Genomic DNA, 11,836 nt, shown 5'->3' with positions numbered 1-11,836 from the left:
AATTAAGCTGACATGTTCATTAGTAGGTAACTTTGATACGCCACAAACGTCACGATTAACACGCCGCCTTCGATACGATTCACGCTACGAGATTTTCCTAGTGCCATGATAACAAGGAGTAGTGATACGCCTAGCATCACCCAGAAGTCACGACCCATTGCAAACTCGCTCAAGATGGAAGGGTTTAGGATGCCTGGGATACCCATCACGGCAAGGATGTTGAATACGTTTGAGCCAATGATATTACCCACAGCCATATCATCTTCACCTTTCATAACACCAGCTAGTGATGCTGCAAGTTCAGGTAAACTTGTGCCAACGGCAATAATGGTTAAACCAATCACAAGGTCGCTCATACCAAAGAACTTCGCGATTACAACCGCGTTGTCAACCAACATGTTGGCCGCTAGAGGTAGAATAATCAGGCCAACCACCACCCACATTGCGGCTTTGGGGTTGCTCACGCCTTCAGGAACTTCAGATTCTTGTTCGTCAAGAAAGGCATCACCGTTCTTTTTCTCACTACGGCTGATTTGCAGCATCGCAAATAAGAAAGCGGCAAAAAGAACAAACAACAACACACCTTCATAGAAACCTAAGTGATTATCCCAAAGCAGTGCGCCCGCTAATAGAGTGACACCTATCATTAAAGGTAGTTCACGACGAATCACACCAGAGCTAATCGATAATGGCTTGATAAGGGCTGTAATACCTAAAATCAGCGCGATGTTAGCGATGTTTGAGCCTAATACATTACCTACCGCCGTATCTGTTTTACCATCAAGGGCTGCTGTAGCAGAAACCATCATTTCAGGAGCTGAAGATCCCATTGCTAAGATTGTCATACCGATAACTAGTGGTGAAATACCGAAGTTGCGAGCAAGAGCAGCGGCACCGTAGACCAGCTTATCTGCACTCCACACCAAAAAACCTAGACCGATAATAAGAAACGCAATCGCTTCAAGCATGATGATTCCTAAAAATTAATAAAAAACGGAGAATTAACCGCTAATTTTGACTTGTTGCTAGATAAAAGGGAAGTCACTCGACAAATTAATTGCTAGTTAGTGGTAAAGAAATGTTGATGAGGAATGAATTTCTCAATGCTTTCAAATCCCTGCCTTTGTTTTCTGTTTTTAATAATTAATTGAACAGCGCTTTTAATTCTAAAGTAGACTCATTACTATTGCAGCCATAATTGGCGTTTTTAAAGCAAGGAAACAACAAAAGTATGTTGAACACTGAGCTTGTGAAAGTTAAGAATCTCAGCTTCTCACGCGGTGAACGAATTATCTTTGATGACATCAGTTTAGAAGTTCCTCAAGGAAAAATAACCGCGATCATGGGGCCGTCAGGGATCGGTAAAACAACCTTATTACGTCTGATTGGTGGACAATTACCACCAGATGAAGGTGAAATTTGGTTTGATGGCGACAACATCCCTGCATTGCCACGTCGAAAGCTATATCAAGCACGTAAGAAAATGAGCATGCTTTTCCAATCGGGGGCACTTTTCACGGATCTGAATGTCTTTGATAATGTGGCGTTTCCTTTGCGAGAGCACACTGAACTTAACGAAAAATTCATTCGTACCATTGTATTGCTTAAGCTTGAGGCGGTAGGGTTGCGAGGCGCGGCGCAATTAATGCCGAGTGAGTTGTCTGGTGGTATGGCGAGACGAGCGGCGTTGGCCCGTGCGATCGCATTGGACCCAGAACTTATTATGTATGATGAGCCTTTTGTTGGCCAAGATCCAATCACCATGGGTGTTTTGGTTGAGTTGATTCGTAACCTCAATCAAGCCTTGGGTTTAACCTCTATTATCGTTTCTCATGATGTCCCTGAGGTGATGAGCATTGCTGATTGGGTTTATTTGATGGCTGATGGGAAAATTATTGCTGCAGGTTCTCCTGATGAGTTGTACAACAACAGCGATCCAAGAGTGCAGCAATTTTTGCAAGGTGAATCGGATGGCCCTGTGCCATTTAGGTTTCCTGCAAATAGCTTAGAAAAGGATTTGTTTGAATATGATTGCTAAAACTATTGCGGGTGTCGGTAAGCGCGCACTTGCGATCTGTGAGTCATTTGGTCGAGCAAGCCTAATGCTATTTGGGGCTTTGTTTGGCATCCCGAAACTAAAAAACTTCCCTCTATTAGTTAAACAATTTTATAGCGTTGGCGTTCAGTCATTGGCTATCATTTTAGTTTCAGGCTTGTTTATTGGCATGGTACTCAGTCTGCAGGGCTATGTCGTATTAATCGACTATGGCGCAGAGGGTAACCTTGGGCAAATGGTCGCGCTCTCGTTGTTACGGGAATTGGGCCCTGTGGTGACAGCACTTCTGTTTGCTGGTCGTGCGGGTTCAGCATTAACGGCTGAGATCGGCTTAATGAAAGCTACTGAACAGATCTCTAGCCTTGAGATGATGGCGGTTGATCCTCTTAAACGCATTATTGCGCCACGTCTCTGGGCCGGCCTTATTTCTATGCCACTGCTCGCTATGATTTTTATGGCGGTCGGGATTTGGGGTGCTCAGTTAGTCGGTGTGGATTGGAAAGGTATTGACCACGGCAGTTTCTGGTCTGCGATGCAGTCTTCCGTTGAGCTTGGCCGTGATATTGGTAACAGTATGATCAAATGCATGGTCTTCGCTATCACCGTAACTTGGATCGCACTTTTTAATGGTTATGATGCAGTACCGACATCCGAAGGTATTAGTCAGGCAACCACACGCACAGTAGTACACTCTTCTCTAGCGGTATTAGGGCTAGATTTTGTTCTTACCGCATTGATGTTTGGGAATTAATCATGCAACAAACTCGAAAATTAGAATTATGGGTCGGCACCTTTGTTATTGCCGGAATTTGCGCAATCTTAATCATGATCTTTCAAGTCGCTGACGTAAAAGGTCTCGGTTCAAACCATACTTACAACTTAAAAGCGACCTTTGACAATATTGGCAGCCTAAAGGTTCGCTCACCAGTAAAGGTGGGGGGCGTCGTTGTTGGTCGAGTTCAAAGTATTGAACTTGATACTGAGAGCTACCTTCCTGTGGTTGAACTGTCTATTGATGCGAAGTACTCACAATTTCCTGATACCTCTAGTGCTCAAATCTTAACGTCGGGCTTGATCGGTGAGCAGTACATCAGCTTAGTTCCAGGCTTCATCTTTGAAGATGAAGAGATGTTGGTTGATGGTGATTCTATCGAAGACACCAAGTCGGCATTAGTATTAGAAGATTTGATTGGCCAAGTGCTGTATAGCGTCGGTGGCTCTGATAATAGCGAAGCTAAGGAGTAGGCTCATGTTAAAGACTAATTACTTATTGAAAAGACTGCTTCTGACAGCTGTCGCTTTGCTGATGTCGACTCCAGCTTTTTCGGCAAAACCGATTGACCGAACTCAGCCTTATCAGATGATGACTCAAGTTGCAGAAGAGGCTTTCGCCCGTTTGAAGAACGAGCAAGAGAATATCCAACAAGATCCTGAGTTACTGAAGGTCATCGTGGAAGAAGAGTTGATGCCTTATGTGAATGCTCAATATGCGGCGCTGAAGTTGCTAGGGCCGAACTTGAAAGGTGCTGACAGAGGAGACGTGCGCGTATTTATTGATGCATTTCGTAAATATCTCGTTTCTTCTTATGCTCAAGTGTTAACTCAATATACAGATCAGACGATTAAATTTGGTCCAGAACCAACAATTAAAACAGATAGCCGTATTACCAGTATTAAGGTTGATATCATTGATACGCCTCGACCAAACATTAACCTTGAGTTTAAACTGCGCAAAGATAAGAAGTCAGGTGAGTGGAAGGCATTTGACATGGTTGCCGAAGGTATAAGCCTGCTATCAAGTAAGAAGTCTGAGTGGAACACTAAGATTCGTCAAGAAGGCATCTTACAAGTAGCTGACGAACTCGAGAAACTGGCTTCTCAACCGATTCGTTTTGAGAGTAATAAATAATGAGCCATTCTCAATGGCAAGCGCTAAGCTCTAAAGAATATCAACTTCTTGGTGATATAGATCGAGATAGTGTACCTGCAATCTGGCGTATATTGGAAAAGTGGCAAACGACAGAATCGAGCGTTGAAATTGACCTTAGCCATATAAATCGAGTCGATTCAGCAGGAATGGTGATGCTAATTCACTTATTAGAGCATGCAAAAAATCAAAACTGTCATATAATGCTCAGTTTCGTGCCAGAACAATTACGAACGTTGTTCCAATTGAACAATATCCAGCCAATGATGGCAGAACACATAAAAAATTAGGCAGGAGCTATTTGTGGACAGCACAAAAGTACAAGAATTATTAGCAGAGGCTCTGAACCTTCAGGAAATTATCGTGAAGGGTGAAGGCAGTCATTACGAAGTTGTTGCGGTTGATCCATGTTTTGACGGCATGAATCGAGTTAAGAAGCAGCAACTAATCTACGGCCCACTAATGGAATACATTCAACGCAATGATATCCATGCTCTTTCTATTAAGGCTTTCACGCCTGAAGAGTGGGAACGTGATAAGAAACTGATGTCACTTTAAGGTTTATGATGGAAAAGTTTCGAGTTATTGGATCGGATAAGCCGCTAAGCGGTGAAGTGACGATCTCAGGCGCAAAAAATGCAGCCCTACCAATCCTATTTGCTTCAATTCTAGCTGAAGAGCCGGTTGAAGTGAGTAATGTTCCTCACCTACGTGACATCGATACTACGATGGAATTGCTTAAGCGTTTAGGCGCAAAAGTATCACGCAACGGTAGTGTTCATGTTGATGGCAGCGAAATTAATGAATTTTGTGCACCTTACGATTTAGTAAAAACAATGCGCGCTTCTATCTGGGCTTTAGGTCCTTTAGTCGCTCGTTTTGGTGAAGGCCAAGTGTCACTTCCGGGCGGTTGTGCAATTGGTGCTCGACCTGTTGATTTACATATCCATGGCCTAGAGCAACTAGGTGCGACTATTAAGTTGGAAGATGGTTATGTAAAAGCAAGTGTTGACGGCCGTTTGAAAGGCGCGCACATCGTGATGGATAAAGTAAGTGTGGGTGCCACCATTACTATCATGTGTGCAGCAACGCTAGCGGAAGGTACAACTGTGTTAGATAACTCAGCGCGTGAGCCTGAGATTGTTGATACGGCTGATTTCCTAAACAAACTAGGTGCTAAAATTTCTGGCGCAGGTACAGATACTATTACTATCGAAGGCGTTGAACGTCTTGGTGGTGGCCAACACTCTGTGGTTGCAGACCGTATTGAAACGGGTACCTTCCTTGTTGCTGCTGCGGTTTCTGGCGGTAAAGTGGTTTGTCGCAACACCAACGCTCATCTTCTTGAAGCTGCATTAGCGAAGCTTGAAGAAGCGGGAGCGAAGGTTGAAACGGGCGAAGGTTGGATCAGCCTTGATATGACTGATCGTGAGTTGAAAGCGGTGAAAATCGTAACGGCACCTCACCCAGGCTTCCCAACCGACATGCAAGCACAGTTTACCCTGCTTAACATGATGGCGAAGGGCAGTGGTGTTATCACTGAGACTATCTTTGAAAACCGCTTTATGCACATTCCTGAACTACAGCGAATGGGAGCAAAAGCCGAGATCGAAGGTAACACGGCTATCTGTGGTGACACGGATAAATTGAGTGGCGCTCAAGTAATGGCTACGGATCTTCGTGCATCTGCGAGCCTTGTTATTGCTGGTTGTATCGCTCAAGGTGAAACCATCGTTGACCGTATTTATCACATCGATCGTGGCTACGATAAGATTGAAGATAAACTGTCAGCCTTAGGCGCAAACATTACACGATTTAGTGAGTCGAACTAACTTAGGTTAGTGGATTCATGAATCAGTAAGATGAAAACATAAAAGTCGGAACCTTGGTTTCGGCTTTTTTATAGTTGTATTTACCGCAAGTGAGTCTATTGCCCATTGTTGTGCGAATAGATGAATCAACTTGGTGGTTGTGAGGAACAAAATGATAGCAATATTACGTATTTTCGCAGTGGCGATATTTGCGATTCTTATGTTTGTATTTGGGTGTGGTTACTGTTTACTCAGCCCACGCAACCCGAAACACGTATTTACCTTTGGCCGCTATTTCGGTCGCATGTCGAAAATCTTTGGCATGAAGTTAGAGCTTCGTATCCCAGAAGATGCTTACTCTCGTGGCCAACACGTTTACGTTGCAAACCACCAAAACAGCTGGGATCTATTTACGATTTCATCAGCAGTAACGCCAAAAGTTGTGACGGTTGGTAAGAAAAGCCTAGTGTGGATGCCTCTATTTGGTCAGCTGTACTGGTTGACGGGTAATATTCTAATTGACCGAGCTAACCGCAGCAAAGCGGTAGGTACTATCGATCAAGTGGTTACTAGCCTTAAAGAGAGTGATGTTTCAGTATGGATGTTCCCTGAGGGGACTCGTTCTCGTGGTCGTGGTTTGTTGCCATTCAAAACGGGTGCTTTCCATGCTGCGATTGGCGCTGGCTTACCTATTATCCCTATCGTGTGTAGCTCAACAGGTGGCGTGAAGCTGAACCGTTGGAACAATGGTCATGTGATTGTTGAAATGCTGCCACCAATCAGCACTGAAGATTACGATAAGTCTAATGTTCGTCAACTGGCTAACCTAGCTCGTGAGCAGATGGCTGCGAAGCTTGAAGAGTTAGACAAAGAAGTGGTTGAGCTTAATAAGAAGTAATCATCTAAGCGAAACGATGAACAAGAAAAAAGGTTGCCAATTGGGCAACCTTTTTTGTATCTGATAAACGCTCAGTATTATGCCAACTTGTTTACTAGAAACCGTTTATTCTAGATATTAAAACCTATTTGCGAACCGCAATAGCTTCGATCTCGATACCTACATCTTTTGGCAGACGCGCTACTTCAACACATGAACGTGCAGGGTAGTTTGCAACACCGTGCTCATCAAAGAACTTACCGTAAACTTCGTTTACTGTGCCGAAGTCGTTTAGGTCTTTAACGAATACCGTTAGTTTTACGATGTCTTTTACAGTCAGGCCAGAAGCTTCAACAACCGCTTGAACGTTGTCTAGAGATTGGCGAGCTTGCTCTGCGATATCAGCAGATACTTCACCAGTTGCTGGGTTTACTGGGATTTGACCAGAAGTCAGAACCATATTGCCAAGGTCAACACCTTGTACGTATGGGCCGATTGCAGCTGGAGCAGATTCTGTGTGAAGTACTTTAGTCATTGGTTATTCCGTCAGTTATTGGATAAAAAGCAATTTTTAGTGTGCCTTCAAACTCAGGATAGGTAAAGAGCAAAATACCCCGTACAGGCGAGGTATTGAATAGTTTTTGCGTTCGATCGGCGTTGCCGTATGACGTTATCTTTCTGTCACGATCTCACGAGAGAATACTTTTTCGCAGTACTTACACTTCAATCGAATATCTTCTTTCTTTTCAAAGATCTTAAAGCTGCTTTCTACGGGCTCATTGTGAGTAATACAGTTGGTGTTTGGACACTCAAACACATCATTGATTTGCTCAGGAAGTTCTAGTGGTAGCTTCTTAACCACTTCGTAATCTTCGATTTGGTTTACCGTTGCGTGAGGTGCGTAAAGTGCTAACTTGCTCGCCTGTTCTTCAGTGATAAAAACATTCTCTATCTTGAGTAAGTCTTTGCCACCTAGAGCAGAAGATGGCAGGTTTAGGCCAATCGTTACTCGCTGATTTGAGTTATGCATGTCGAACAGTTTGAGTACCTTGATCCCGATGTTGGCTGGGATATGGTCGATAACCGTTCCGTTCTTGATTGCTTCAACTTTTAATTGAGTCTCTTTAGACATGATATCTCTCCTCTACAGCGTTTCGTTAAGAACAAGGGCTAGCAGTGCTTCACGTGCGTAAACACCGTTCTCTGCTTGCTGGAAGTAGTAAGCGTAAGGTGTTTTATCGACATCGACAGTAATTTCATCAACACGAGGAAGAGGGTGAAGAACCTTTAGGTTATCACGTGCATTTTCCAGCATCGGAGCAGTCAGGATGTACGCTGATTTGATGTGCGCGTATTCCGATTCATCAAAACGTTCTTTTTGAACTCGAGTCATGTACAGAACATCCAACTCTGGAATCACATCTTCCATGTCTGTCAGCAGTTGATACTTGATACCCGCTTCATCAAGTTCTTCGCAAATGTAGTCTGGCATCGCCAGTGCTTCAGGTGCTACGAAGTAGAAACAGATGTTATCGAACTTCGCTAGCGCTTGAGTCAACGAGTGAACCGTACGGCCGTACTTAAGGTCACCAACGAATGCAACGTTGAGGTTGTCTAGGCGAACTTGAGTTTCGGCGATAGAGAACAGGTCTAATAGCGTTTGTGTTGGGTGTTGGTTTGCGCCGTCACCTGCGTTAATAACCGGTACACCGTTAGAAAACTCAGAAGCCAGACGCGCAGCACCTTCTTGAGGATGACGCATTACGTAAGCATCAACGTATGAAGAGATAACCTGTACCGAGTCTGCTAGCGTTTCGCCTTTCTTCGCCAGTGACGTGTTACCACCACTGTCGAAACCAATCACATCACCACCGATGCGTTGAATAGCCGTTTCAAAAGAGAGACGAGTTCGCGTTGAAGGTTCGAAGAAGCAGCTGGCAACAACTTTGTTCTTGATGAGTTCTGGGTTTGGTTCAGCCTTTAGCTGACCTGCCGTTTGAACAATTAATTCTAGCTCTTCACGAGAAAGCTCTGGAATTGAGATGATGTGCTTTTGATAGAGCGTATTCGCCATGATCTTCTTCCCCACAATAATGTATTGGCCATAAAAAAGCCCCCCATAATGGGAGGCTTTAAAAAAGTGCTGAAAAGCAGAATAGACGGCCTGGCAAGCATGCTAGCTTGCGAGCAATATTTGGTGTTTTCACAATTTTATTATGTGTTTTCACAATATCATTATGTTTTATCACAACATTGCTTGGCGTCATTTTCACTACTCTCAGACAAATTGCCGAGAATTATACGCTTTCAATTTGTGAGCGCAAGCGATTACATCAAGCTTTTGTTTACTTTCAGTATTCGCTATTGGCCCAGAGTCGCAACCATTACCGCTTTGATGGTATGCATGCGATTCTCTGCTTCATCAAATACAATTGAGTAATCCGATTCAAAGACTTCGTCAGTGACTTCTAAGCCGTTCATTCCATATTTGTCTGCAACTTGCTGGCCGATCACGGTTTCATTGTTGTGGAAAGCGGGCAGGCAATGCATGAATTTCACTTGAGGGTTACCTGTGAGCTTAATGACATTCATATTCACTTGGTAAGGTGTCATTACAGCAACACGTTCGTCCCAAGCTTCTGGCGCTTCACCCATAGAAACCCAAACATCGGTATAAAGGAAATCACAGCCTTTCACACCTTCGGCAACGTCTTCTGTCAGCGTGATTTTTGCACCTGTACTTTGCGCGATAGCTTGGCACTCTTCGACAAGGTGCTCTTCTGGCCAAAATGCTTTTGGCGCGACAAGGCGAATATCCATGCCCATTTTCGCGGCACCCACTAACAGAGAGTTACCCATGTTATTACGTGCATCACCAAGGTAAGCAAAGCTGATTTGGTGCAGATGTTTACCACGACCATGCTCAAGCATAGTGAGGAAATCAGCCAAGATCTGAGTAGGGTGGAACTCATCGGTTAAGCCATTCCAAACCGGTACACCAGCATAAGCGCCTAGGTCTTCGACAATGCTTTGGCCAAACCCTCGGTATTCAATGCCATCGTACATGCGACCTAATACACGCGCCGTATCTTTCATTGATTCTTTCTGACCAATCTGAGAACCAGAAGGGCCTAAATAAGAGACTTGAGCGCCTTGATCAAAAGCAGCTACCTCAAAAGCACATCGAGTTCGAGTGGATGCTTTTTCAAAGATCAAAGCGATGTTTTTACCGTTAAGCTTTTTCTGCTCTGTACCTGCATACTTAGCTTTTTTAAGGTCGGCAGACAGGTCGAGTAAAAACTGAATCTCTTTAGGAGTAAAGTCGAGAAGTTTTAGAAAGTTACGATTGCGAAGATTAAAGGCCATCTCTCGCTCCTTGCGTATATAGGATCAATGAAGAACTCAGTTAAACATAAAAATGCTATATTTGTGAATATTTATTTTATTAATTTGATAAAAAAGGCCAGTACAATGGTACTGGCCTAGATAAGTTAGTGTGTTCGCTTTATTGAGTTTTGTGGCTTAGATACCGTCTCTTTCGATAGGACAACTCATACAGCGAGCGCCACCTCGGCCACGACCTAGCTCATTGCCCGGAATCGTCAGAACTTCGATACCTGCTTTGTCGTATTTTTCATTGGTGTAAACATTACGCTCATAGCCGATAACCGTACCCGGTTTCACCGTCAGTACGTTGTTAGCGTCATTCCACTGCTCACGTTCAGCTTCGTAGTTATCACCACCGGTTGTGATGATCTTCAGTTGATCGAGATCCAGTGCGCCTTCAATCGCTGTTAGGTAGTTTTCAGCTTTCTCTACTCGCATTTCGCCATTTTCTTTTGGCGTTAAGCGCCAAGTATCTAGGTCTTTACGAACGATCTCTGGATAGACTGAGAATGTGTCGATATCCATGTGTGTCATTACCGTATCAAGGTGCATACAAGAGCGGTGCTTCGGTAAATCAATCGCAATCACTTCTTTAGCTTGACCGGACTTGAATAAACTCGCAGCTAGGTTTTCGACACCTTGTGGCTTGGTACGCTCCGAAATACCGATAAGAACAGCGCCTTTACCGATAACCAGTACATCTCCACCTTCAATATTGGCGTTGTCGTAATGAAGATCTTCATCACCGAAGTACTTAATGAAATCTTGCCCTGCGAATACAGGGTGCCAGCGATATATTGCTCGCAAGTGATTCGTTTCTCGTTGACGAGCAGGCATCATCATCGGGTTAAGAGAGACACCGCCATAAACCCAGCAAGAAGTATCGCGGGTAAATAGATGGTTAGGTAGCGGCTCAATAACGAAATCAAGTGGGCGGTGCATCTTCGGTAGCATTGAAGAAGATTTAATAGGAAGCTCAGAGTAGGCTAAACCACCAAGTAGGATCGTAGCCAAGTGCTCATTGTCCATTTGAGCAAGGTACTCTCTTAAATCACGCGCGAATGTAGGGCCGTAACGGAAATCAGAGATTTGAGTATTAAGCAGCCACTCACGAGCTTGTGCTACAGCGAGTGTCTCAACCAGTAGGTCATGCAGTAATAACACTTCAACGTCTTGGTCACGAAGTGTTGTCGCAAAGGCGTCATGTTCTTCACCTGCTGCTTCTACTGCAAGTACATCATCAAAGAGTAGCTCATGACAGTTAGAAGGGGTGAGGTGGGTGAGTGCCCTTTCAGGCCTATTTAGGAGAACTCGTCTTAATTGACCGACTTCGGAGCCAACGTACAGCTTACTCATTTTGCATCCTTACTATTAATCCAGCGTCTATTTATGACAAGCTTGTTCGTAATATGCAAGTTTTGAAACTTGTGTAAAGGTTATGTTATTTTGATATTTTTGGTTTTAAATGCTGAGTTATTTGGGATTGTTAATATTAAAATCCAACTGAAAGGCTGAGTTTTGGAATAAACTTTTTGCGGATCTATGCTTCAATTTCAATGATTCGATAATCCACTTTGCTTGGTGAACGTGATTTTTCATTCAAAATTTATGCAGTTACTTACTTATAAGTGAGGTTTTATGCATCGAAGAAGTGATCGGCAGTATGCATCTGATATGACTAACCACTCAATTTTGAAGGAGTAAGGCTAAAAGTAACAATAAAAATGAAATGCTAAAACACACGATGGTTAATAATATGTTGAAAATTTGTTTCTGTG

The 11,836-nt window shown here is 43.6% G+C and carries 14 protein-coding genes; 8 read left to right on the top strand and 6 right to left on the bottom strand.

Annotated features, from left to right (window positions below):
* Positions 1-2: 2 nt before the first annotated feature.
* Positions 3-968 carry a calcium/sodium antiporter gene (locus tag AB4589_RS03395; RefSeq protein WP_009847735.1) on the bottom strand — a complete coding sequence of 322 codons (966 nt, stop codon included), beginning with the start codon at positions 966-968 and terminating at the stop codon, positions 3-5.
* Positions 969-1,231: 263 nt separating this feature from the next.
* Here AB4589_RS03395 and mlaF point away from each other — a divergent pair, with 263 nt between their 5' ends.
* The 8 genes from mlaF to AB4589_RS03355 all read left to right on the top strand — a co-directional run bounded on the left by mlaF (position 1,232) and on the right by AB4589_RS03355 (position 6,692).
* Positions 1,232-2,038 (top strand): phospholipid ABC transporter ATP-binding protein MlaF, encoded by an 807-nt coding sequence (gene mlaF / locus AB4589_RS03390; protein WP_371709903.1) that lies wholly within the window; start codon positions 1,232-1,234, stop codon positions 2,036-2,038.
* On the top strand, positions 2,028-2,807 hold the full coding sequence (gene mlaE, locus AB4589_RS03385; RefSeq protein ID WP_009847733.1) for a lipid asymmetry maintenance ABC transporter permease subunit MlaE: 780 nt from the start codon (positions 2,028-2,030) through the stop codon (positions 2,805-2,807). Before mlaF ends, mlaE begins: the two co-directional genes overlap by 11 nt.
* A 2-nt stretch (positions 2,808-2,809) precedes the next feature.
* Positions 2,810-3,301 carry an outer membrane lipid asymmetry maintenance protein MlaD gene (gene mlaD / locus AB4589_RS03380; protein WP_017100037.1) on the top strand — a complete coding sequence of 164 codons (492 nt, stop codon included), beginning with the start codon at positions 2,810-2,812 and terminating at the stop codon, positions 3,299-3,301.
* A 4-nt stretch (positions 3,302-3,305) separates the two neighbouring features.
* Positions 3,306-3,965, top strand: coding sequence for a phospholipid-binding protein MlaC (locus tag AB4589_RS03375; protein WP_050546670.1), 660 nt, complete (start codon positions 3,306-3,308; stop codon positions 3,963-3,965).
* Positions 3,965-4,273, top strand: a complete 309-nt coding sequence (locus tag AB4589_RS03370) for a lipid asymmetry maintenance protein MlaB (protein WP_372099349.1) — start codon at positions 3,965-3,967, stop codon at positions 4,271-4,273. The genes AB4589_RS03375 and AB4589_RS03370 overlap by 1 nt, the downstream gene beginning before the upstream one ends.
* 13 nt (positions 4,274-4,286) lie before the next feature.
* Positions 4,287-4,541, top strand: coding sequence for a BolA family iron metabolism protein IbaG (ibaG, locus tag AB4589_RS03365; RefSeq protein ID WP_004738686.1), 255 nt, complete (start codon positions 4,287-4,289; stop codon positions 4,539-4,541).
* An 8-nt stretch (positions 4,542-4,549) separates the two neighbouring features.
* On the top strand, positions 4,550-5,815 hold the full coding sequence (murA, locus tag AB4589_RS03360) for a UDP-N-acetylglucosamine 1-carboxyvinyltransferase (protein ID WP_372099347.1): 1,266 nt from the start codon (positions 4,550-4,552) through the stop codon (positions 5,813-5,815).
* Between the two features lie 151 nt (positions 5,816-5,966).
* Positions 5,967-6,692, top strand: a complete 726-nt coding sequence (locus AB4589_RS03355) for a 1-acylglycerol-3-phosphate O-acyltransferase (RefSeq protein ID WP_048659263.1) — start codon at positions 5,967-5,969, stop codon at positions 6,690-6,692.
* Between the two features lie 124 nt (positions 6,693-6,816).
* Here AB4589_RS03355 and AB4589_RS03350 read toward each other — a convergent pair whose 3' ends face one another.
* The 5 genes from AB4589_RS03350 to arcA form a co-directional block, all read right to left on the bottom strand.
* Positions 6,817-7,206: a RidA family protein gene (locus AB4589_RS03350; protein ID WP_004735319.1), complete on the bottom strand. Its 390-nt coding sequence runs from the start codon at positions 7,204-7,206 to the stop codon at positions 6,817-6,819.
* Positions 7,207-7,341: 135 nt separating this feature from the next.
* The gene (gene pyrI, locus AB4589_RS03345; RefSeq protein ID WP_004735320.1) at positions 7,342-7,803 is read right to left on the bottom strand and encodes an aspartate carbamoyltransferase regulatory subunit; all 462 of its coding nucleotides are present in this window, start codon (positions 7,801-7,803) and stop codon (positions 7,342-7,344) included.
* Positions 7,804-7,815: 12 nt separating this feature from the next.
* On the bottom strand, positions 7,816-8,745 hold the full coding sequence (gene pyrB, locus AB4589_RS03340) for an aspartate carbamoyltransferase (RefSeq protein WP_372099345.1): 930 nt from the start codon (positions 8,743-8,745) through the stop codon (positions 7,816-7,818).
* 287 nt (positions 8,746-9,032) lie between these two features.
* A complete protein-coding gene (locus tag AB4589_RS03335; protein ID WP_017097535.1) occupies positions 9,033-10,037 on the bottom strand; it encodes an ornithine carbamoyltransferase in 1,005 nt (334 codons plus the stop codon).
* A 156-nt stretch (positions 10,038-10,193) separates the two neighbouring features.
* Positions 10,194-11,414 carry an arginine deiminase gene (gene arcA, locus AB4589_RS03330; RefSeq protein WP_102257866.1) on the bottom strand — a complete coding sequence of 407 codons (1,221 nt, stop codon included), beginning with the start codon at positions 11,412-11,414 and terminating at the stop codon, positions 10,194-10,196.
* Between the last annotated feature and the right edge of the window lie 422 nt (positions 11,415-11,836).

The organism is Vibrio sp. 10N.222.49.A3 (assembly GCF_041475145.1).
Classification (GTDB): domain Bacteria; phylum Pseudomonadota; class Gammaproteobacteria; order Enterobacterales; family Vibrionaceae; genus Vibrio; species Vibrio tasmaniensis_A.
Note: the sequence above shows the minus strand (reverse complement) of the source record. Positions and strands in the feature narration are given on the sequence as shown.